Consider the following 21,457-nt stretch of genomic DNA (forward strand, 5'->3'; position numbering starts at 1 on the left):
CCCCCTCATTCCTCCCAGACGGGGACGAGGGGCAGGCCGCGTGATCGGCGGGCCTCGTCGACGAAGCGCTGGATCAGGTCGGTCTTGCCGCGCGCGGGTCCGCCTCCCGCTCCGTCACCGCCTCCAGCAGGCGCACCGAGGCCATCAGGTCGATCGCCATCTCGCCCTCCTTGTCCGCTCCGCTGCCGACGCGATCAATGATCGCCCGTGCGGCGGCCCCGCACCACGTCGTGCGCCTCCGCCAGCATGACGAGGGCGCGGGGGGAGCCGGGGAGGCGCTCGGCCAGCGCCTCCAGGACGGTGAGCAGCACGCTCGCCGGGACGCCGCGGGCCGTGAGGACTTCGGCCATCCAGCCCGCGAAGGAGGAGAACAGCTCGGGGTCGTCGACGTACAGGGCGGCCCGCAGGTAGTCGACGATGGACGCGACGTCGTCGGCGGGGTGTTCGAGCCGGCGCTCCGCGTAAGCCGGGGCCGTCTCTGGGACGCGCCGGATCAGCTCCGCCACGACGCCTCTGACCAGGTCCGCGGCGGATCCGGTGAGGGCGGCGTACTCGGGGCCGGCCAGGTGCGGCGGCGCGTCGGCGCTCCGGCGCGGCGGCGGCCCGCCGGCCAGCAGGTCGGCGGCGGCGCACGCGTCGGGGGCCCAGGCGTCGGCTCCGAGCAGGCGGGCATAGCGGCCGTCCGGGCCGAAGGCGGCGCCACCGGCCAGCACCGGCGTGCCCGCGCCCTGGCACGACGTGATCGCAGCGTGCGCGGCGGGCAGCCGGGGCGCGAGCGAGCCGGACAGGGCCACCGCGTCCGGGTTCGTCCGGTGCAGGTGGGCGACCAGGTGCGGCGTGGGCACCTGCGCCCCCAGGTAGTCGACGTGCCAGCCGCGCAGGCGCAGCACCTCGGCCAGCAGCCGCGCCGGGAACGCATGCCACTCGCCGTGGACGCAGGCCACCGTGACGCGGCCCCTGCCGGGCTCTCCCCGTACGGGAGGTTGATGGGCGAGGGTGGCGAGCACGCGCTCGTTGACGGCCGTGGCGGTGTGCTCCTGGGCGACCGTGATGCGGTTGGCCGCCCACTCCCGGCCGACGCGCGACTGCACCGCGGCGACGACGTCCACCAGCAGGGTCTCCATCGGCATCCCGGCGTCGAGCGCGGCCAGCACCGCGCCGCCGGCGGCGTACTCGTCCCCGGCCGTCGCCGCCGCCCACAGCGCCTCGACGCGTTCCTCGACGTCGTGGGTCATGGCAGCTCGCGGTGAGACGGCTCGCGGGGCGCGGTGATGGCGACGACCGCCATGTCGTCGTGCTCGCCGCCGCCGACCCACTGGCAGGCCAGCATCTGCACGCGATCGGCCACGGCTTCCGGGGGCATGCCGGCGCACTGCCGGAGCTGCTCGCACAGCCGCTCCTCGCCGAAGAACTCGTCGCCGAGCGGGCCGCCCCTGGCCTCGACGATGCCGTCGCTGTAGAGCAGGCACGTCTCGCCGGGCTCCAGCAGCACCGACTCGGTGACACTGGTGATGTGCTCCAACAGGCCGATCAGCGTGCCGACGCCGTGGACCGGCTCCACGCGGCCGTCGTTGCGCAGGATCAGCGGCGGCGGGTGCCCGGCGCTGGTCAGCCGCAACCCGAGCCGCTGCTCGCGGCGCTCGATCGAGGCCAGGACGAGCGTGACGAAGCTCGTCGGCTCCCCGTGGGTGAGCAGCACGCCGTTCAGCAGTTCGAGCACCCGATGGTGGTCGTCGGCCAGCGGCACCAGGGCGCGCAGGACGTTGCGGATCTTGCCGGTGAGCACGGCGGCCTCCAGGCCCTTGCCCGACACGTCGCCGAGCACCACCAGGGACTCCCGGCCGGAGCCGCCGACGGGATGCACGTCGTAGAAGTCGCCGCCGACGCGTTCGCTGTCGCCCGCGGCGCGGTAGCGGGCCGCCAGCTCCACGCCCTCCAGCGGCGGCGTCACGGGCGGCAGCAGCTCGGCCATCAGGGTCTCGGCGATGGCGGCCTGCTCGGCGTACAGCCGCGCGACCGAGATCGCCGCGCCGGCCCACGCGGTGAACAGCGGCACGAACACCTGCTCGGCGTCCGAGAACCCGGCCTGAGGGGTACGGCGCAGCAGCACCAGCGCGCCCGCGGGCAGGCCATGGCCGGGCAGCGCGGTCACCGCCACGCAGCCCACCTCGCCGCCTTGGTCACGCAGCACCCACGAGGGGGCCTCGGCCGGCTCGATCCACCGGGTGGGCGCCGGGGGGAAACCCTGCAGCGCCTCCGCGAGCCCCGGAACCGTACGGGGATCGATGGACGCGCGCTCGCTGGACACCTCGCCCCGCGGCCCGCAGCGGACGATCGCGTACTGGCGAGGGGCCAGCGGCATGACGACCAGCGCGGTGTCGGCGAGCCGCCGGGCGGCCAGGCGCGCGGTCGCCTCCAGGCAACGCTCCAGGTTCAGCGACGACTGCAGCTCGACGGACGCCTGCACCATGAAAGCGGTCCACTCCCGCTCGGCGCGCAGCTCCTCGACGGCCCGCTCCTGATCGTCGACGTCGACCAGCCACCACGTGACCCGACGGCGGTCGGCGTGCACGGGATGCGCCTCGAACACCGGCCCGCCGACCGGCCCGCGGGCCCGCTGATCGCCATGGCGCCCGGCGCAGACCTCGCGGTGGGCCCGCGACAGCCAGGCCGGGGCGACCCGCGCCAGCGGTACGCCGACGGCCGCGCCGGCGAGAAGCAGCCGGGCCGCCTCGTTCGCCTGCTCGATGATGCCGGCGGTGTCGACCGTCAGCATCGGGTACGGCGCGTCTTCCCACACCATCCCGATCGTGACCTCGCCCCAGAGCCCTCTCCAGATCCGTCACTCTACGTGCTGGGGGCCATGGTTTTCGTCACGTCATATGGTTCTTTGCAGTATCTTTCATCCCCCTCTGGCTGCTCCTGCCCCGCCGACCTCACGCGGCATGCGGGTCTTCAAGTCGCTCATGGCCGAGGCGAGAAGCGCGAGCTTGTCGGCGCTGTCAGTGCCCGGGTCCGGGTGGTAGACGACGAGCGTCTGGCCTGACGTGCCGCCGACGCCGAGCCTCTCCCGGTTCAGCCGCAGGCCACCGACCTGGGGGTGGTCGATGTGCTTGGGCGCGCCTTCGCACGCCACCACGTCGTGGCGCGCCCAGAGCCGGCTGAAGCGGGGGCTGGCCAGGGAGAGCTCGCCGACGAGCTCGATGAATCGGGGGTCGTCGGTGTCGGTGCCGACGGACTCGCGGAAGCCGGCGACCATGCCCGCGGCGGCGCTCTCCCAGCCCGGGTAGAGCGCCTGCTCGGCGGGGTCGAGGAACACGTCCCGCAGGCGGTTGGCCCCGGCCGCCAGGCGGGGCGACAGAGCGGTCGCCAAGGCGTTGGCGACGAGGACGTCGAAGTAGCGGCCCTCGACGTAGGCGGGGAGCGGGAGCGTGGCGACGAGCTGGGCGACGCCCGGCGGGACGGTCTCCCTCCTGGGCCGGCGTCGGCGCCGCCGGGGCTTGCCGGCGCCCAGGCGCAGCAGGTACGCCGTCGCGTCGTCGTCGAGCCGCAGGACCCGGGCGAGGGATTCGAGGACCTGGGCGGAGGGGTTGCGGTCGCGGCCCTGCTCCAGGCGCAGGTAGTAGTCGGCGCTGATGCCGGCCAGCATCGCGACCTCTTCCCGGCGCAGGCCCGGCACGCGCCGCACCCCGGAAACGGGGATGCCGACCTGTTCGGGAGTGACGAGCTCGCGGCGCGCGCGCACGTAATCACCCAGCAGGTTCGATTCGCTCATCTCCGCACTGTAATCCGGGCGACCGCCTGCCTGCCTGGTCCTGTCACCCCCAGGATCGCGGGGGCTCTGGCTCCGTCAGGGCCTGATCGCCAGCCTGGGCAACCATGTCTACATATCTGCTGATACATGGGGCCTGGCACAGCGGACAGTGCTGGGAGCGGGTGGTCCCGCTGCTGGCGTCGGCCGGGCACCGGGTGTTCGCGCCGTCGCTGACCGGCTTCGGCGACAAGGCGCATCTGCTCGGCCCCGAGGTGGGGCTGGACACGCACGTCGACGACGTCGTCAGGCTGATCATCGAGGAAGACCTCACCGAGGTGACACTCGTGGGGCACAGCTACGCCGGGCTGGTCATCTCCTCCGCCGCCAATCAGGTCCCGGACCGGATCGCCCGGCTGGTCTACCTCGACGCGATGGTCCCGGAGGACGGCGAGAGCGCGGCCGACGTCCAGCCGGTGACCCGGGCCCTGATCGACCGCGCCGTGCGGTCCGGCAGCGGCTGGCGGGTTCCGCCGCTGCCGGAGCTGCCGCCGCCCGCGGGCCTGTTCGGGGTCACCGACCCGGCGGACGCCGCCTGGCTGCGCTCGATGCTGTCGGATCAGCCGGTGCGCTGCCTCCGGCAACCGGTCCGGCTGGACAACCCGGCCGTGAACACGATCCCGCGGACCCACATCCACTGCACCGTCGGCATGCCGGAAGGCATCACCCGGCGCCCCGTCCCCGCGATGCAGCCCAACGGCAGCCCGGCACAGGTGTGGGAGCTGGCGACCGGCCACGACTGCATGATCACCATGCCGGTCGAGCTCTCCGAGCTACTGCTCAAGCTCGGCTGACCGTTCCAGGAGGGCGTCGACGGCCGGATCGCCCGTGGGCGGGCCCAGGCGGGTGGGGGCGCCCGCCTCCAGGAGCGCCTCCACCGTGCCGAGGTAGTCGCCGTCCTCCGCGCGGTTGTTGCGCAGCCCCCACAGCGCGCAGTCCAGCGGCGTCGGCCCCTCGTCGTCGAAGGCGCGGTCGTCCAGATCGGCGCCACGCCCGATCAGCAGCCGCACCGTCGCCGTCCGGCCGTGCATGGCGGCCTGGTCGAGCGGCGTGAAGTTGCTCCAGCCGCGCGTGTCCACCGCCATCCCGGCGTCCAGCAGAGCCCGAACCACGTCGGTACGGCCCAGCAGCGCGAACTGGCCCAGCGCCCAGCCGTAGTCCCCGGTGTCCGCCGGGTTGCCGAGAGCCGGCGGCGGCGCGGCGGGCAGGCGCGCCGACTCGCCCCGGGCCACGGCCAGGACGGCCGCGTCCACCGGGTCCAGCTCGGCCGTCGCGCCACGCGAGGCCAGCAGCTCGTAGGCCGCCAGGTGGCCGCAGCGGGCGGCCAGCGCGAGGGGGCGGCGGCCGACGTCCCAGCGGTCCCACGGCAGGTTCACATCGGCCCCGGCGTCGAGGAGCATCGTCAGGATGGTGACGCCCCGGCCGCGGGCGATGGCCTGGTGCAGGGCGCGGCAGGCGTTCACGTCGGCGCCGCGGTCGAGGAACCAGCGCAGCCCCGCCGCGTCCTCGAAGTCCAGCTTGTGCACCACCATGCGCTCGAAGCCGGGCCGGTGGAGGAGGTCGAGGAAGGCCGGGTCCGACTGCTCGCACGCGTGGTAGAAGGCGTCGGCGTCCGCGGGCGCGCCCCGCTCGACGAGGAGCCGGACCAGGGCCGGGTCACCCCGCTCCACGGCGTCGAACAGTGCCGTCCGCCTGCCGTCCCCCTCCACGGTGTGGCTCCCGGGGTCGGCGCCCGCCTCCAGCAGGAGCCTGGCGCACTCGCGTACCCGCTCGGCGGGGGCGACGGCCCGCCGCAGCAGCGCCAGCAGCGGGGGGAGGCCGCCGACCGGCTCACCGGCCGGCAGGAAGGCCGCCAGCGCGGCCGGATCGGCCAGGACGAGCGCCCGCTCGATGCCCTCCAGGGCGGCGACGCGCACGTGCTCGACCAGCTTCGGCCAGCTCGGGAAGCCGTACTCGCGGGCCAGCTCGAACTGCGCCCGGCTCAGCGGGATGCCCCGGGCGCGCTTGCGGTGTTTGGCCTGCTTGCGCAGGTGCTCCAGCGAAGGGCGCTGGGGAAGATCGGACACGGCGAACCTCCGGCTGCCCGGGTCCGCGAGCTCGGGCCGGGGTCCGTCGGCCACATGCGGGTGTGCCGCCGGTGGGATGATCCCTTCCCCGCGGACTGGACGCGCCCGGCAGCGCCCTCCCATCCTAGCGGGGGCCGCGCCGGGACACGGCCCCCGGCGTGTCAGAGCGTGATCGGCACCCGCGCGCCCGTGCGGGCCGACTCCAGGGCCGCGGTGACCATGGCCAGGCTGCGGATGTTGTCGTGGCACTCGCCCTGCGGCGCCTGCCCCGTACGCAGCCCCGTCACGAACTCCTCCAGCCCTTCGGCCAGCCCCTGGAAGCGCCGGCGACCGGGAAAGGCGTCGGCCTCCGGCGGGTGCGGCCGCACCACGTGCCCCTCGGCCGCCTCGGCCGTCGGATCACTCTTGCCGTCCCAGCGCGCCGTCCCCCGGGGACCGGCGGCCCGCCAGCTGCCCGTCCACGACGTCGCCTGGCCCGGCGCCGACCAGCTCCCGGCGAACGTGTAGCGCAGCCCGCCGGTCATCTCGAAGATCGCGGTCGCCGAGCACGCCCCCGGATACCACGTCCACGACGGCCGGAACGACTCGCAGTAGACGGACACGGGATCCGTCCCCGACACCGCCCGCGCCGCGTCGAACAGGTGGATCGCCATGTCCTGTAACAGCGGATGCTCCAGTGTCCCCAGGAACGCCGGCCCACGGTAGGGCATGAAGAACTCCGAGGTCAGCACCCCCAGCGAGCCCAGGTCGGCCACCGTGCGCCGGAAGGCCACCAGGGTCTGCATGAAACGGCGGTTCTGGTTGACCGCGAACAGCCGCCCCGCCTCGTCGGCCGCCCGCACCATGGATCGGGCCTCGTCCAGGGTGACCGCCATGGGCTTCTCGCTCAGCACCGACACCCCGCGCCCCAGCGCCGTGACCGTCACGTCGTGGTGGGCCTGGGGGACGGTGCAGTTGACGATGAAGTCGGGCTCCTCGCCGTCGAGCACGGCGGTCAGCGAGGCGCTGACGGGCAGGTCGTCGAGGCCGAGCTCGGCGGCGGAGGCCCGGGCGCGCTCCTCCACCACGTCCACCCAGCCCACCAGCTCGGTGCCGGGGTGGGCGAGCAGCTCGGGCGCCCACTGGCCGCCGATGTAGCCCGCGCCGACCACCACGCCGCGCAGCGGCCTGTCCTCCTTGACGGTGTCGAAGGTCACGCGGCCCCCTCCTACCACTGGATGGGGGTGTGGGCGTTCTGGAGCGGCTCGCCCACGCCGTCCGGCGGCGCGGCCCACAGGACGGCGTTGGCCAGCACCCGCCGCACATCGGGGTGGTGGTAGACGGGATATTCCTGGTCGCCGGGGCTGAAGTAGAAGATCTTGCCCAGCCCCCTGCGGAAGCAGCAGCCGCTGCGGAACACCTCGCCGCCGCTGAAGTTGCTGATGAACACCAGCTCGTCGGGCTCCGGGATGCCGAACGGCTCGCCGTACGTCTCCTGCTGCTCGATGACCAGCGGACGGGGCACGCCCTGCGCGATCGGGTGGCCGGGCGCGACCGTCCAGACCAGCTCGCGCTCGGCGGCGTCGCGCCAGTTGATCGTGCAGGTGGTGCCCATCAGCGCACGGAAGATCTTGGAGTAGTGGGCCGAGTGCAGCACCAGCAGGCCCATGCCGCCCAGCACGCGCCGCCGCACGCGTTCCACGACCTTGTCGTCGACCTCCTCGTGCGCCATGTGGCCCCACCAGGTCAGCACGTCGGTGGCGGCCAGGACCGCGTCGGTCAGGCCGTGCTCGGGCTCGTCGAGCACGGCGGTGCGGGTGCTCACGCGCTCGCCCAGCAGCTCGGTCAGCCCCTCCGCGATGGCGCCGTGCATGCCGTCGGGATAGATGCGGCGTACCGCCTCCTCGCGTGGCTCGTGGTAGTTCTCGCTCCAGACAGTGACGTTGACCGCCATGCGTTTCCTTCCTGGCCGTACGGGCGCAAGATCAGCGTACGTCGCCGCCCACCGTCTCCGACAGCACCCGCACGTCCCACGGTCCCAGCGGCAACTCGGCGCCGGCCTCGTGGACGGAGCCGTCGAGCACATCCCGTACCGGGACCGGTACCCGCACCGACGCGGGCTCCCACCCCCAGTTGTGCAGGAAACGAACCCGCCGCCCGTCACGCGCGGTGGCGCCGGTCGAGGTGACGCCGGGCGGCAGGTCCGACCAGGGGCCGGGCGCCGGCACCAGCCGGCGGAACAGGGCCTCGGCCAGCGCCGCGTTGGGGACGGTGCCGACATAGGTGATCCGGCCCCGCCCGTGCGCGCGGGTGGTGATCGCCGCGAACTGCCCGAAATGCGGGTGTTCGTAACCGGCCAGGACCTCCGCCCCGTCCGCCTGCAGGCCGTCCGCCCACCGGGTGCCCGCCGCGCCCTCCGGGAATGCCTCACCCCTGACCGGCACGTCCTCGGTCAGGTTGCTGAACTCGTCGTACCAGGCGCCCGCGGCGTCGGCCAGCCTGCCCGGCTGGACGTCCCTGCGGGCCCGGGCCTCGGCGTCGGCGTAGCCGGTGCGCGGGCCGACCACCAGGTGCCCGCCGGCCGCCGCGTACGCCGTCAGCCAGTCCAGCGTGGCGTCGTCGGCCACGTACAGCCCGGCGGCCACCAGCACCGGATGCCGGGCGGCCAGCGCGCCCGGCTCCTCGGCGACCGCCTGGGCGGCGTGCAGCACCCGCACCTGGCAGCCGGCGTCGAACGCGCCACGGTAGAACGGCTCGAAGATGCCCTGGTAGGAGCGCTCGTCCGGCCCGCCGTCGGGCCGCCCGAGCGCGGGCTGGGCGCTCAGCGCCCACTTGCTCGACGTGGAGTAGAGCATCGCGACGTCCGCGTCCGGGATGAGCCCCTCGACCAGCTCGCCCGCCGTCTCCAGCTCGGCCCCGATCCGGGCGATCTCCCGGTACGTGCGCCCCGGCCGCCCGCTGTGCGGCAGCACGCCGCCCCAGTACGTCTCCGTGCCGAACACCAGCGTCCGCCACTGCCAGTACTCGATCATGGTGGCGCCCCGGGAGACGAGCGCCCACGCGGCCTGCCGCCACTGGCCGTCGTAGGCGGGCTGGTTCACCCAGGGCCCCCCGATGGCCTGCGCGTTCGTCTCGGTCACCAGGAACGGCTCCTGGCGGGAGGAGAACATCCGGTCCGCGCTGAGGTACAGCTCCCAGGTGTTCCTGGTCATCCAGCTCTGCGGCGCGTCCTGCGGCGCGGGCAGCGCGAAGCCGTCCTGCATCGTGTAGTACGGGTTGCCCGCGGTGACGTCGAGCCGCCGGGTCAGCTCCTCGTCGGCCACGGCGGGCCGGTCGTAGGCGATGCACGTGGTGACGAACTGCTCGGGACGGGCGTACTCGCGCACGATGTCCGCCTGCCAGGCGATGAACTCGGTCACCTGGTCGGCCTGGAAACGCCGCCACGCCTGCGTGTACTGCGGCTGGGCGTTGCCGTCCGGCCGCCACAGGTCGGCCCAGTCCGACAGCCGGTGCGACCAGTAGACCAGGCCCCACTCCCGGTTCAGCGTCTCCACGTCGCCGTAACGCTCGCGCAGCCAGTCGACGAACCGCTGGAAGACGCCGTGGTTGTGCAGCAGGTGCGGGCCCGGCTCGTTGTCGACCTGGAAGCCGATGACCGACGGGTGGCCGGCGTAGCGCTCGACGACCTTGCGGGTGATCCGGTCGGCGTGGAAGCGGAAGGCCGGGTGCGTGAAGTCCATCTCCTGGCGGGCGCCCCACCCGATGCGCTGCCCGGTGGCCCGCTCCCCGGCGATCTCCGGGTAGAGCCGGGCCAGCCACGGCGGCACCGCGTACGTCGGCGTGCCCAGGATGACCCCGATGCCGCGCTCGTGCGCGCCGTCCAGCGCCGGCTGCAGCCAGTCGAGGTCGAAGCGGCCGTTCTCGGGCTCCCAGGTGGACCAGACCGACTCGCCGACCCGGATCACCGAGAAGCGCGCGTCGGCCATCAGGTCCAGGTCGGTCTTCAGCAGGTCGGCGGGGTGGTATTCGGGATAGTAGGCGGCGCCGAAGAGTACTCGCGGCACAGGGGTTCCTTTCTCACTTCGCGGGGGATGCGGTCGATCGGCGCACCACGAGGTGCGCGGGCCGGTCGCCGAGGGCGGGCTCGCCGGGGCGGCGCTCGATCTCGGCGGCGAGCAGGGCGAGGCCGTGGCGGGCGATCGCCTCGAAGTCCTGGCGGATGGTGGTCAGCGGGGGCGACAGGTACGCGGCCGCCGGGATGTCGTCCATGCCGACCACGCTCACCTCGTCCGGGACCGGGCGACCGGCCTCGGCCAGGGCGCGCAGCACGCCGATCGCCATGTCGTCGTTGGCCACGAACACCGCTGTGACCCGCGGGTCGGCTGCCAGCACCCGGCCCGCCGCGTACCCGGAGGCGGGGGACCAGTCGCCCTCCGGCGCAGGCGGCTCCGGGGCCCCGGCGGCGGCCAGCGCCTCCCGCCAGCCGCGCGCCCGGTCGCGCGCCGCCCACCACCGGTGCGGCCCGGCGACGTGCCAGACGGTGGCGTGCCCCAGGCCGAGCAGGTGCTCGGTCGCCTGTCTGCCCGCGTCCACGCCGGACGCGCCGGTGACCACCACGCGCGGCCCGTCGAGCCCGGGGACCGGCCGGAAGCTCAGCACGGGCACCTCCGGGTCGATGCGCAGGTCCTGGCCCCCGTTGATCGGGTCGTCGATCGGGTCGGAGACCACGACGGCGTCCACGCCCTGGGCCAGCAGCGACTCGACCGCGCTCGTGAGGCCTTCGCCCTCGCCCGTGTAGGCGACCGCGACCGCGTACCCGAGCTCCCTGGCCTGCCGCTCCAAGGCGACGAGCAGGGACGACGGGCCGTACAGCGAGCTGCCGATCGAGGCGACCCCGATGCGGTGGAAGCGGCCCAGGTGGAGCGCCCTGGCCGCGGTGTTGCGGCGGTAGCCGAGCTCGCGCGCCGCGGCCAGCACCCGCTCGCGGACCTCCTCGGTGACGTAGGGCTCGCCGTTGAGCACCCGCGAGACCGTTTTCTGCGACACGCCCGCGAGGGCGGCGACGTCGGTGCTGCTCGGGGGCCTTCGCCTGGCGTCGGACACTCGCGGCTCCTGGGTTATGACTACGTAGTCAGACTCGCCTGTGGCACCCGCCGTTGTCAAGAGCGCTATCATTCAGATGATGTGAACATCTGAATGATTGGAGTGTGGCTCGATGGTCAGGCTGACCCGGGCGCAGCAGCAGGAGCGCACCCGAGCGGCCGTGCTGGCGGCGGCGAGGGAGGAGTTCGCCGAGCGCGGCTACGCCGACGCCAAGGTCGACCGGATCGCGGAGCGGGCCGAGCTGACCCGTGGCGCGGTCTACTCGAACTTCCCGGGCAAGCGCGCCCTCTACCTGGCGGTCCTGGTCGACTCGATCGGGCCCGCGGCGGCCGAGGAGGGCCTGCCGCCGTCCGGGGTGGCCGAGGCGCTGGGGGCGTTCGCCCGCGTGTGGCTCGAACGGCTGCCCCTGTCCGGCGACACGCCCGCCGGGGGCAAGCTGCAGTCGCGTTCGCTGGCCGGCGTGTTCGACGACGAACCCGGTCGCACCGCGCTGGCGCAGCTCGCCAGGCTGGAGGCGATGCTGCTCGCTCTCGCGCTGGAGGCGCGCGCGCCGGGCCCGGGGCCGCGCGTCCTCGACCGGCACGTCACCGCCGGCGGCAACGCACGGCGGGTGCGGCTGGCCGAGCTGGTCCTCACGCTGCTGAGCGGAGCCGCTCACCTGGCCGAGACGGCGCCCGGCTTCGGTGACCCCTTCGACGTGGCACGCGCCTGCCGGCACCTGGCCGGCCTCGACCTCGCCGACACGTGGGACCCGCCCCACCTGCCCTTCGTCGCCCCCGCGCGAGCCGTCCGGGACGCCTGGGAGCCGCCCGCGGAGCTGCCGGACGAGCTCACCGGCCGCCTGGCCGGGTTCGACGCCGACGGTGTGATCGCCGTACTGGGGACCAGCCGGCTGGAGGCGGCCGAGGAGGCCGTCCGCGCCGCCCGCCCGGAGGATCGCGTCACCATCGCCGTGGTCACCGGCGATCCCGCCGAGCTTGGTCGTCTCGTACGGCTCAGGATCGGCGACCTCGCCGCGAGCCTGCGACGGGTGTTCGGCCCGGATCCCCGGCCGGGCCTGCACCTCATCCTCGACGAGCACGCCGCCGTCGCCTCGGCCGCCGGGATCCCGGACGCGGACGACGCCACCGAGGCCGCGGTACGCGTCCAGGCGGGCGAGATCGTCGCCCGCGCCCACGGCCGGGGCGCCGCCCACGCCGCCGCCACCACGAGACCCGCCCTTCCCCATACCGACTAGGAGTCCCTGCCGACATGCCGAACGTCCCCCCTTCGACCGGCACCGACCTGCTGGTGCTGCACGGCCTTCGCTGCCTCGGGTTCACGAGCCTCACCCGCGTGTCCGAGGCGACGGGGCTCCCTGAGAGCGACGTCGAGTCCGAGCTGATCGACCTCGCCGTGGCGGGCCTGGTCACCCATGCTCCGGGCGACTTCGGCGGGTGGGGTCTCACCGACCCCGGCCGCGCCGAGGACGCCGACCGGATCTCCGCCGAATTGGACGCGGCCGGCGCCCGCGGCGCCGTGGCCGCCGCGTTCGAGGACTTCCTCGTGCTCAACCCGGAGCTGCTCGACCTCTGCACGGCCTGGCAGCTGCGACCGGTCGACGGCGTGGCGACGCTGAACGACCACAGCGACCCCGCCTATGACTCCCGGGTCCTGGACCGCTTCGCCGACTTCGACGGGCGTGCCCAGGCCGTCTGCGCGGACCTGGCCGCGGCGCTGCCCCGGTTCGGGCGGTATCGGACCCGGCTCGCCGACGCGCTCGCGCGGGCCCGGGCCGGTGAGCTGGACTACCTGGCCGACGGCACCTCGTCGTACCACGCGGTGTGGTTCCAGCTCCACGAGGACCTGCTCGTCACCCTTGGCCGCCCGCGATACTGAACGGCGACGTCGATGACCTACATTCACCCGCTCTCGGCGGAGACCGAGCAGCCGCCGGGCGTGCTCGGCGGCAAGGGACACGGCCTCGTCGTCCTGCGCCGCCTCGGACTGCCCGTACCCCCCGGATTCGTGATCGGGACGGAGGCGTGCCGCGCCTTCCTGCGCGACGGGCGCCTTCCCGGCGGCCTCGCCGCCGAGCTGGCGGCCGCCGTCCGCGACCTCGAGGCCGCCACGGGACGGCGCCTCGGCGGGCCGGAACGGCCGCTGGCGGTGGCGGTCCGCTCGGGCGGCAGCGTGTCCATGCCCGGCATGATGAACACGATCCTCAACCTCGGCCTCACCGCGGAGGCCACGGCGGGGTTGGCGGCCGAGACGGGCGATCCGCGCTTCGCGCTCGACTCGCGCCTTCGGTTCCTGTCCGGCTTCGCCTCCGCGGTCTGCGGCCTGTCCCCGGAAACCCTGCGCGAAGCCGGGGACCGCGCCGACGCCATCGAGGCGCTCATCGTCGAACGATCGGGCGAACCGGTCCCCGACGACCCGATGCGGCAGCTGGAGCTGGCCGTACGGGCCGTCTTCTCGTCGTGGGAGACGCCGCGCGCCAGGACGTACCGGCAACTGCACGGCATCCCCCACGACCTAGGCACCGCCGTCACCGTCCAGGCCATGGTGTTCGGCAACCGCGACGACCGCAGCGGCAGCGGCGTCGCGTTCAGCCGCGACCCCAACACCGGCGAGCCGGGCCTCCCCTACGGCGACGTCCTGTTCGGCCGCCAGGGCGAGGACGTCGTCTCCGGCGGCTCGCTGACCCGGCCCCTGCCCGAGCTGGCCGAACGCGAGCCGGCCACGTGGGCCGCCCTCCTGGAGGCCCTGCGCCGCGCCGAGGAGCACTACCGCGACGCCTGCCACGTGGAGTTCACCTTCGAGGCGGGCGAACTGTGGATCCTGCAGGTGCGGCCCGGCGGCCTCGCCGGGCACGCCGCCGTCCGCGTCGCGGTCGACCTGGCCGACGAGGGCGTCATCAGCCGCCGCGAGGCCCTGCTCCGGATCTCCCCGCAGCACCTCCAGCGGGCCTGCACCCCCCGCATGGACACCGCCGGCCCGATCGACGTCCTGACCCGCGGGCTGGGCGCCTGTCCGGGCGTCGCGGCCGGAAGGGTGGCCACCACCGCCGACCGGGCGGTCCGGATGGCCGCCGGCGGCCCCGTCATCCTGGTGCGCCCGGAGACCTCGCCGCTCGACCTGCACGGCCTGGCCGCCGCCGCGGGCGTCGTCACGGCCCGCGGCGGTCCCACCAGCCACGCCGCCGTCGTGGCGCGGTCGATGGGCAAACCCGCCGTCGTCGGGGCCGCGGACCTCATGGTGGAGGCCGCCTGCGTACGAGCCGGTGGACGTACCTTCCCGGAGGGCACGCTCGTCACCATCGACGGCACCGGCGGCGAGGTCGCCATCGGCAGCCCGCCCGTCGTCACCGGCACGCACGGCTCGCACCTGCGCCGCCTGCTGGAATGGGCCGACGAGGTCTCGGGCGCCGGCCCGGACCGCAGCGAGGCCGAGCGGCTCGCCGCGGCCCACGCCGCGCTGGCGACCTGACGCCGTCAGCGGACGTAGATGTTCGGCCTGGGTGGGGTGGGCATGGCGTCGCCGATGAAGAAGCTCGTGTGCGGCGGCTGGTTGTAGGCGGTGTTCTGCCACGCGACCGACACCCGGTAGAGCGGGTCGTGCATCAGGGTGTAGATGCGGCGGTCGGTGGGCGTGGTGGTGGCGTAGATCCGCAGGGCGCGGTTGTCGCTGGTGGGCCAGACGACCTCTTCGCGCCAGTCGCCGAACAGGTCCGCCGACAGCGACGGGGTGGCCTTGGTGCCGTTGTTGGAGTGCACGCCGGAGGCGGTCAGCAGGCGGGTGTCGCCGCTGGTGCCGTACTTGTCGATCCTGGTCTGGTCGAGCAGCTCCCGGAGCGGGTCGGCGTCCCACCAGATGAGGAAGTTGACCGAGGACGGCTTGCGGCCGGCGTTGTTGCCGGTGACGCTGCGCAGGTTGGCGTCGGCGGCGGACCAGAACTCACTGGCGACCCTGACCGTCGAGATGTCGCCGGCCACGCCGCGGCCGTTGTCGCCGTTGGCGGGGGTGGACCAGAGGATCTGGCCGGTGCGCGGGTCGATGTAGAGCGAGGACGGCCGGGAGCCCGACTCGCTCACCTTGAAGTACTCCAGGCCCGCCCTGGCCGGGTCGAAGTCGCCCAGGTGCTGGGCGTCGCCGTGGCCGGTGCCCGTGGTCCACATGCCGGTGCCGTTGTCGTTGACGGCCATGGCGCCGTACACGATCTCGTCCCTGCCGTCCTGGTCGACGTCGCCGACGGACAGGCTGTGGCTGCCCTGGCCGGTCCACTGGGAGCCCGCCGAGTTGCTGTCGAACGTCCAGCGCTTGGTGAGCGTGCCGTTGCGGAAGTCCCAGGCGGCGATGACGGAACGGGTGTAGTAGCCGCGGGCCATGATCAGCGACGGGCGCTCGCCATCCAGGTACGCGGTGCCGGCCAGGAAGCGGTCCACGCGGTTGCCGTACGAGTCGCCCCAGCTCGACACGGTGCCCCGGGGCGGGTCGTAGGAGACGGTGGATCTGGCGGCGCCGCTCTGGCCGTCGAACATGGTGAGGTACTCGGGGCCGGACAGGACGTAGCCGCTGGAGTTGCGGTAGTCGGCCGAGGCGTTGCCGATGACCGTGCCGACGCCGTCCCTGGTGCCGTCGGCGGTCTTCATCGCGACCTCGGCCCGGCCGTCGCCGTCGTAGTCGTACACCTGGAACTGGGTGTAGTGGGCGCCCGCGCGGATGTTGCGGCCCAGGTCGATGCGCCACAGGCGGGTGCCGTCCAGCCGGTACGCGTCCACGTACACGTTGCCGGTGTAGCCCGACTGGGAGTTGTCCTTGGCGTTGGACGGGTCCCACTTGAGCACGATCTCGTACCGGCCGTCGCCGTCCATGTCACCCACGCCGGCGTCGTTGGCGTTGTAGGTGTAGGCGACCCCGTCCGGTGTCGTGCCGCCCGACGGCGGCTGGATCGGCACGTCGAGGTACGAGCCGCCGGTGAAGCGGAGCGAGGCGGGCGAGGCGGCCTGCTCGGCCCCGCCGACCACCGCCCTGACCGTGTACGAGGCGTCGGCGGCGGCGCCGTTGTCGAGGTAGTTGGTGGAGGCGGTGAGGTTCGTGGCGACCCTGGTGGAGCCCCGGTAGACGTTGAAGGCGACGCCGTCGGGGTCGGTGCCGAGCAGCCGCCAGGACACGAGGTTGCCCGATCCGGACCGGACGCTGACCAGGCCGCGGTCGAGGTCCTCCACCTGCTTCGTGGGCGGGGCGGCCTGGGCGGGGACGCCGTTGATCACCGTGGTCAGGGCGAGGACCGCCGCCGCGCCGGCCAGTCGTAAGCGCATTCGCTCGTTTCCCTTCTTGGTAAGCGCTTTCCCGATGGGCGAAAAAGAAAGTTTCATCGGGGTGTCAGCGTCAACGGACGCAGGCCGGGACCGCGGATGTCAGGGACGACTGTCAGACCTGCGGAAATGGCCACAACGTCTCCTCGTCGGCAAACGGGGTCGCCGCGTCCGCGGCCCGGCGTATTAAAGCGGCCCCGCCGCACGGCCGCAAGGGTCCGTTGTCATGGCCGGGTCAGGGCGTCCAGCGCGCGGTCGACGTCGTCGGCGGTGGTGTAGACGTGGAAGCTGGCCCGAACCTTGCCCGCCCGCACGGCCGCGCGGATGCCGGCCGCCTCCAGGCGCTCGCCCGGGGCGTCCACGGAGACGATGGCCGAGTCGGACGGTTCGAGGCCGAGCCCGGCCCTGAAGCGGTTGGCGAGGGCGACGTTGTGGTCGCGGATCCGCTCGACGCCGAGTTCGTCGAGCAGCTCGATGGCCGGGGCGGCGCCGACGTAGGAGAACCAGGCCGGCGACAGGTCGAACGCGCGGGCGTCCGGCGCGAGCCGCAGCGGCGGGCCGTAGTAGGAGCCGCCCTCGTCGGCCCCGCCGTACCAGTTGGCCGCCAGCGGGCGCATGCGCTCGCGCAGGCGGGGCGACAGGTAGCCGAACGCGGCCCCGCGCGGCGCCATCAGCCACTTGTACGCGGCGCAGGCCAGCGCGTCGATGCCCTCGACATCGACCGGCAGCCAGCCGCAGGCCTGGGAGGCGTCGGCGATGACCAGCGCGCCGTGGGCCCGGGCGGCGGCCACGATGTCCTGGAGCGGGGCGACGTACCCGGTGGCGGACTGCACGAGGCTGAAGGCGACGGCGGCGGTGGAACCGGTGACCGCGTCGGCCAGCCGATCGGCGGGCACGGCCTCGACCTCGGCGGCCACCGCCCACGGGAACAGGTTGCTGGTGAACTCGATCTCCGGCACCACGACGCGCGCCCCCGGCGGCAGCGCGGTGGCGACCGTGGACATGATCTGGGAGACGGTGGAGCTGACGGTGACGTCGGCGACGGGCGCGCCGACGAGGCGGGCGAAGGCCGCGCGGGAACGGCTCACGTAGGCGTCCCACGGTTTCCAGTCGCCGCTGCCGTGCCGCCATTCGGTCAGGACGGCTTGGAGCTCTTCGAAGGCGTGGCGAGGGGGAAGGCCGTAGGAGGCGGTGTTGAGCCAGCCGGGGTCGGCGTCCCAGAGCTCGTGCGCCGAGGCGATGTCCATGGGGCCAGCCTAAGGTCGCCGTCCGCCGGCGGGTGAGGCCACCGTACGCGGGCGGCGAACTGACCGGCAAGATCGCCCGAAAAAGCAAAAGGCCCCGGCCGACAGGCTCACCCGAGAAGAGCCACGCTCAACGCCGATCTGCGCGAGCTCTAAGGCCGTCGTGCGCGGGCGGCGCGTTGCCAGAGTGCGGGCCAGCCGCCGTTGCCCAGCCAGGCGGCCGGTACGCGCAGCCCTCCGGCGCTCACCCGTTCCCAGAGCCCCTCGGCGTCCGCGCCCAGCTCCACGGCCCCGGGCAGCGCGAGCCGCCAGGGCCCGTCCGGGTCCTCCAGGTCCGTACGCGGATAGCCGGGCACGCTCGCCTTCCCCGGCTCCGTCACCGGCACCATCTGCGGCACTGTCTGCGGCCCTCTCTGCGGCCCTCTCTGCGGCCCATTCTCCGGTCCCGCGCCGGGCCAGGCGGTGACGGCCAGGACGAGCGAGCAGAGTACGTCCTGGCCCGGGCGGCGGACGACCTGCCGCGCGAGCACGGGGTCGCCGGCGCGGGCCAGCCGGCCGAGCGCGGCCCGGATCCGGCGCGCCACCAGCTCCATCGAGCGGGCGGGGGCGATCGCCCCGTGCCGGGCGAGCTTGCGGAGCGAACCAGGCAGCGGCGCGTCGGCGGTGAGCAGCCGGAGGTGGTCGTAGCGGGCGGCGAGCTCGGGATCGAGGCCGGCGAGGGCCTGGGCCAGCGGGCGAGCACCGGTGGCGTGCCACAGGTCGGGCAGGCCCGTCTCGGGGAGCGCGTCGAGGCAGACGCGCTCGATCCGGTCGGCCGAGAGCCTGCGCAGCGCCGTCAGCACGTCCGTGGGCAGCCCGTGAGCCGTCAGCACGTCCGTGGGCAGCCCGTGAGCCGTCAGCACGTCCGTGGGCAGTCCGTGAGCCGTTGCGCCGGCAGGAGGCAGTCCGCGAGCATCCGACGCGCCCGTGGGCGGCAGGCCGGGTGCCGTCGACGCGGCCTTCGGCCGGGCCCCGATTCTCATGGTGTCCAGGACGGACAGGGCGTCCACGGTCGCCGGGTGCGTGAGAGCGCGGTCGGCGAGCTCCGCCAGCGGCCCGCTCACCTCGCGGAACAGCCGGTCGAGGCGGCGACGGCGGGGCGGCGCGGAAGGGATGCGCTCGCGTCCGGACGGCTCGAGGAGCGGGGGCGGCGGCAGGCTCGCCAGCCAGCGCGTCACGCCGTCGCTCAGCACGGGATCCGGGTCGGCGTTGAACCTGGCCCGGAACTCGACGATCTGCCAGCCCTGCCGCCGGCGACGGACCTCGAGGTTGGCCACGATCCTGCCGCTCGGGCCGCGCAGCGCGGCGAGCGCGCACGTGCCCTTCGTGGCCTCCTCGACGTAGGACGTTCCGGCGATGCAGTTGCCCATGTACGCCGACCACTGGGCGAGCGCGCGCGGGTGGCGGGCCCACTCCAGGCGCGCGTCCGTGCCGGGGACGAGCGTGCCGTCCGCCGCCGCCAGCGGCTCCGGCACGCGGAACGCCGTCGTGAACGCCTGCGCGACCTCCACGCTGCGGGTCAGCCCGGCGGTCAGCTCCGCCCAGCCGCGGCACTGCCGGGGCGGCTGCCCGCCGAGCGAGACGAGCTGCGCGGCGCCGGCCAGGGCCGCGGGGATCGAGTCCAGCGCGGGCTCGTCGGGGGCGGGGTCGGGGTCGGCGTACGGGCGGCCGGCGTCGTAGTCGACCTGAGCCCGCTCGTGGCCGTTCAGCTGGGCGAGGGCGTCGGCGAGCTCGGCGAACCAGAGCAGGTCGCCCGCCGTCTCCTCCTCCTCGGGCGGCACGCCGGGGCGTTCGGCCAGCCTCTCCTCGAGGGGCCGCCGCCGCTCGCCGTCGACCGGCGGCTGGGCCCATGCCGAGGGAAGGCGCTGCGCGGTGTACCCGACGGCGGCGCGCCACTCTCGCATGCCTCCGATCGACCAGCCGTGAAGCTGCTCGTCGGCCTCGAGGATCAGGTCGGCGACGGCGTCCATGACGACCAGGGCGTATTCGCCCGCTCTGGCCAGGCGCTGCCTGACGTACGTCTCCGAGGGGTTGCTCAGCCGCGCGGCCAGGTCCCTGACGTAGCACCCGGGACGGGCGGGCAGCCCCGCCATGCCCGGGACCCGGCGCGCCGCGGCCCCCGCCTCGTGGGAATCCATGAGCGCGGCGGCCGCCACGAGCCCGCCGGCGGAGCGGGCGACGCCCTCCACGACGCCGTGGTCGGCCACGGCCACCGCCGTACGCAGGAGCACGGTGGCGGCCATGGCGTTGTGCATGGCCCGGTTCATGAGCTGCGTCCAGTGCCACGCCTGCGGGGACCAGCGGGCCGCCTCCACCAGGGTCGGCTCGTGGCCCACGTCCCGGCGGACGTGTTCGAGGAGGAACTCGTCCTCGTGGTGCGTGTAGCGGGCGGTCAGCTCCGCCAGCCTGCTCTGCTTGCCCTGGGTGGCCAGCCGCCGCTCCTTGCGCCTGCCCGCCTCCTGACGCGCCGCCACCTGGTCCCACAGGTCGAGGAGCAGGTCGAGCCGCCGACGCTGCGGGTATGCGCCGAGCACCCGGCCGAGATGCTCGGCCATGCCGGACGCGGGCGCCTGCGCCGCCGGCTCGGGTCGTGAGGGTGGGGCGCCGAGGTGGGGCAGGCGTTCGGGCGGTTCGGCGCCCAGGTGGAGCAGGCGTTCGAGCTGTTCGGCGCCCAGCACGCCGCTGGCGGCGGACGCGAGTCGCAGGGCCGCCCAGCGTCCGTCGGCGATGGCGCGGCTCGCCGCGGCGGCGACCGGCTTGGTGGCCTCCGCGCCGAACAGCGCCACCAGCACCCCGGCCCGCTCGCCCAGCCGGTGCAGGCCGTCCAGCCCCAGGGCCTCGATCGCGGCCAGCACCGCGTCCCGCCTGTCGCCCCGCGCCCCTGCCAGCCGTGCCGACACGAACCCCGGGCACAGCTCCACTCCCGCTCCCGCGGCCATCACGCCACCGCTCTCGACCAGCCGGGCCAGCTCGGCGACGGCGACCTGGAGCCGTGACCCCCCAGCGGCGATCCGGGGAACGGGCAGCTCGCCGGCGGCGATCCGGGGGACGGACGCCTCGGCGGTGGCGATCGGGGGACAGAGCTCGTCACCGGCGGCGTTCTGCGTGACGGGCGCCTCGGCGGTGGCGGTCGGGGGGACGGGTGCCTCGGCGGTCGGGGCGGGGCCGAGCACGACCGGTGCGCCGGGCTGCGCTCCCGTGGCCGCCTCCGCCCCGGAGGGGCCCGAGCGGCCGGAGGGCAGCAGGTGGCCCCGCGCGTCCCAGACCCGCTGGTCGCGTCCCGTCACCACCCCGTACGCCAGCCGCACCACACCCCCCATGATCAGGGGCCCGATTTCCCCCGGGCAACCGATATTGCCCGGGACCGCTTGTCAGCTGGGGCGTTTCAGCAGGCGGTCGATGACCAGGCGGGTGACCTTCTCGGCGTTCCCGGCGATGGAGCCGTCCGGGTCGACGCCCACCGAGCGGCCGTACTCGACCTTCCCCTGGAGGTTGCTCAGCCGGAACTCGTACGTCACCTTGTACCGTCTGAAGCCGCTCGTCGTGGTGTCGGTGTAGGTGAACGCGTCGTGGGCCAGGCCGTCGACCTCGTGGTAGTTCGTGTGCAGCCGGGAGGCGACCCTCTTCGCGATGTCGAACGTGCCGTCCGACATCGCCTCGCTGTCCAGCGTGTCCAGCGTTATGGACAGCTCGCCGCGCTTGGCCTCCGGGATCGCGTAGTCGCTCTTCCACGCGCACGAGGTGAAGGAGCCGTTGACGTACGTGAACGGTTTGCCCGCCGAGGGGGTGAGCTCCCGTGCGAGGTCGTCGGAGACCAGCGTGCACGGTTTGAGGGATTTGGTGAACGGCGGGATGTCGTCCGGCACGGGCGCGGCGGCCGGGCGCGCGCCGGAGGCGGCGGCCGGGGGCGCCGCGGCC

At 74.3% G+C, this 21,457-nt stretch carries 16 protein-coding genes; 4 read left to right on the forward strand and 12 right to left on the reverse strand.

Annotation, left to right across the window (positions count from 1 at the left end; genetic code table 11):
- Window positions 1-194: 194 nt before the first annotated feature.
- The 3 genes from ACFKCF_RS32510 to ACFKCF_RS32520 all read right to left on the reverse strand — a co-directional run bounded on the left by ACFKCF_RS32510 (window position 195) and on the right by ACFKCF_RS32520 (window position 3,775).
- A complete protein-coding gene (locus ACFKCF_RS32510; RefSeq protein ID WP_394499078.1) occupies window positions 195-1,235 on the reverse strand; it encodes a B12-binding domain-containing protein in 1,041 nt (346 codons plus the stop codon).
- Window positions 1,232-2,803: a PP2C family protein-serine/threonine phosphatase gene (locus ACFKCF_RS32515; protein WP_394499079.1), complete on the reverse strand. Its 1,572-nt coding sequence runs from the start codon at window positions 2,801-2,803 to the stop codon at window positions 1,232-1,234. The genes ACFKCF_RS32510 and ACFKCF_RS32515 overlap by 4 nt, the downstream gene beginning before the upstream one ends.
- A 99-nt stretch (window positions 2,804-2,902) precedes the next feature.
- Window positions 2,903-3,775 (reverse strand): helix-turn-helix domain-containing protein, encoded by an 873-nt coding sequence (locus ACFKCF_RS32520; RefSeq protein ID WP_394499080.1) that lies wholly within the window; start codon window positions 3,773-3,775, stop codon window positions 2,903-2,905.
- Between the two features lie 104 nt (window positions 3,776-3,879).
- Here ACFKCF_RS32520 and ACFKCF_RS32525 point away from each other — a divergent pair, with 104 nt between their 5' ends.
- Window positions 3,880-4,605 carry an alpha/beta fold hydrolase gene (locus tag ACFKCF_RS32525; RefSeq protein WP_394499081.1) on the forward strand — a complete coding sequence of 242 codons (726 nt, stop codon included), beginning with the start codon at window positions 3,880-3,882 and terminating at the stop codon, window positions 4,603-4,605.
- Here ACFKCF_RS32525 and ACFKCF_RS32530 read toward each other — a convergent pair.
- From ACFKCF_RS32530 to ACFKCF_RS32550, 5 genes are all read right to left on the reverse strand, one after another.
- Window positions 4,585-5,877, reverse strand: coding sequence for an ankyrin repeat domain-containing protein (locus ACFKCF_RS32530; RefSeq protein ID WP_394499083.1), 1,293 nt, complete (start codon window positions 5,875-5,877; stop codon window positions 4,585-4,587). The genes ACFKCF_RS32525 and ACFKCF_RS32530 overlap by 21 nt on opposite strands.
- Window positions 5,878-6,038: 161 nt before the next feature.
- Window positions 6,039-7,073 (reverse strand): Gfo/Idh/MocA family protein, encoded by a 1,035-nt coding sequence (locus tag ACFKCF_RS32535; RefSeq protein ID WP_394499084.1) that lies wholly within the window; start codon window positions 7,071-7,073, stop codon window positions 6,039-6,041.
- Between the two features lie 11 nt (window positions 7,074-7,084).
- The gene (locus ACFKCF_RS32540) at window positions 7,085-7,810 is read right to left on the reverse strand and encodes a ThuA domain-containing protein (RefSeq protein ID WP_394499085.1); all 726 of its coding nucleotides are present in this window, start codon (window positions 7,808-7,810) and stop codon (window positions 7,085-7,087) included.
- 31 nt (window positions 7,811-7,841) lie between these two features.
- Window positions 7,842-9,920: a beta-galactosidase gene (locus ACFKCF_RS32545; RefSeq protein ID WP_394499086.1), complete on the reverse strand. Its 2,079-nt coding sequence runs from the start codon at window positions 9,918-9,920 to the stop codon at window positions 7,842-7,844.
- Between the two features lie 13 nt (window positions 9,921-9,933).
- Complete coding sequence (locus ACFKCF_RS32550) at window positions 9,934-10,959, reverse strand: LacI family DNA-binding transcriptional regulator (protein ID WP_394499087.1); 1,026 nt, start codon at window positions 10,957-10,959, stop codon at window positions 9,934-9,936.
- Window positions 10,960-11,071: 112 nt separating this feature from the next.
- On the opposite strand from ACFKCF_RS32550, the gene ACFKCF_RS32555 reads away from it, so the two are divergent.
- Genes ACFKCF_RS32555 through ACFKCF_RS32565 form a run of 3 tightly spaced genes read left to right on the forward strand, consistent with a single transcriptional unit; the run spans window position 11,072 to window position 14,427 of the window.
- Entirely contained in the window at window positions 11,072-12,196 is a 1,125-nt protein-coding gene (locus ACFKCF_RS32555) for a TetR/AcrR family transcriptional regulator (protein ID WP_394499088.1), read from the forward strand.
- Window positions 12,197-12,210: 14 nt separating this feature from the next.
- Window positions 12,211-12,837 (forward strand): transcriptional regulator, encoded by a 627-nt coding sequence (locus ACFKCF_RS32560; RefSeq protein ID WP_394499089.1) that lies wholly within the window; start codon window positions 12,211-12,213, stop codon window positions 12,835-12,837.
- Window positions 12,838-12,849: 12 nt separating this feature from the next.
- Window positions 12,850-14,427, forward strand: a complete 1,578-nt coding sequence (locus tag ACFKCF_RS32565; protein WP_394499090.1) for a pyruvate, phosphate dikinase — start codon at window positions 12,850-12,852, stop codon at window positions 14,425-14,427.
- Between the two features lie 5 nt (window positions 14,428-14,432).
- On the opposite strand, the gene ACFKCF_RS32570 is transcribed toward ACFKCF_RS32565, so the two are convergent.
- The 4 genes from ACFKCF_RS32570 to ACFKCF_RS32585 all read right to left on the reverse strand — a co-directional run.
- Window positions 14,433-16,259: a rhamnogalacturonan lyase gene (locus ACFKCF_RS32570; RefSeq protein WP_394499091.1), complete on the reverse strand. Its 1,827-nt coding sequence runs from the start codon at window positions 16,257-16,259 to the stop codon at window positions 14,433-14,435.
- Between the two features lie 221 nt (window positions 16,260-16,480).
- Entirely contained in the window at window positions 16,481-17,503 is a 1,023-nt protein-coding gene (locus ACFKCF_RS32575) for an aminotransferase class V-fold PLP-dependent enzyme (RefSeq protein WP_394499092.1), read from the reverse strand.
- Between the two features lie 149 nt (window positions 17,504-17,652).
- On the reverse strand, window positions 17,653-20,850 hold the full coding sequence (locus ACFKCF_RS32580) for a hypothetical protein (RefSeq protein ID WP_394499093.1): 3,198 nt from the start codon (window positions 20,848-20,850) through the stop codon (window positions 17,653-17,655).
- A 60-nt stretch (window positions 20,851-20,910) separates the two neighbouring features.
- Window positions 20,911-21,457: hypothetical protein (locus ACFKCF_RS32585; RefSeq protein ID WP_394499095.1), on the reverse strand; the 547-nt coding region annotated here is incomplete at its 5' end.

Source organism: Nonomuraea sp. JJY05, from assembly GCF_043496855.1.
In the GTDB taxonomy this organism is placed as follows: domain Bacteria; phylum Actinomycetota; class Actinomycetes; order Streptosporangiales; family Streptosporangiaceae; genus Nonomuraea.

Excerpts from the sequence above, each read along its gene's own strand:
- ACFKCF_RS32510 (WP_394499078.1), bottom strand. The coding sequence starts at position 1,235 with ATGACCCACGACGTCGAGGAACGCGTCGAGGCGCTGTGGGCGGCGGCG.
- ACFKCF_RS32515 (WP_394499079.1), bottom strand. The coding sequence starts at position 2,803 with ATGGTGTGGGAAGACGCGCCGTACCCGATGCTGACGGTCGACACCGCC.
- ACFKCF_RS32520 (WP_394499080.1), bottom strand. The coding sequence starts at position 3,775 with ATGAGCGAATCGAACCTGCTGGGTGATTACGTGCGCGCGCGCCGCGAG.
- ACFKCF_RS32525 (WP_394499081.1), top strand. The coding sequence starts at position 3,880 with ATGTCTACATATCTGCTGATACATGGGGCCTGGCACAGCGGACAGTGC.
- ACFKCF_RS32540 (WP_394499085.1), bottom strand. The coding sequence starts at position 7,810 with ATGGCGGTCAACGTCACTGTCTGGAGCGAGAACTACCACGAGCCACGC.
- ACFKCF_RS32555 (WP_394499088.1), top strand. The coding sequence starts at position 11,072 with ATGGTCAGGCTGACCCGGGCGCAGCAGCAGGAGCGCACCCGAGCGGCC.
- ACFKCF_RS32560 (WP_394499089.1), top strand. The coding sequence starts at position 12,211 with ATGCCGAACGTCCCCCCTTCGACCGGCACCGACCTGCTGGTGCTGCAC.
- ACFKCF_RS32565 (WP_394499090.1), top strand. The coding sequence starts at position 12,850 with ATGACCTACATTCACCCGCTCTCGGCGGAGACCGAGCAGCCGCCGGGC.
- ACFKCF_RS32570 (WP_394499091.1), bottom strand. The coding sequence starts at position 16,259 with ATGCGCTTACGACTGGCCGGCGCGGCGGCGGTCCTCGCCCTGACCACG.
- ACFKCF_RS32575 (WP_394499092.1), bottom strand. The coding sequence starts at position 17,503 with ATGGACATCGCCTCGGCGCACGAGCTCTGGGACGCCGACCCCGGCTGG.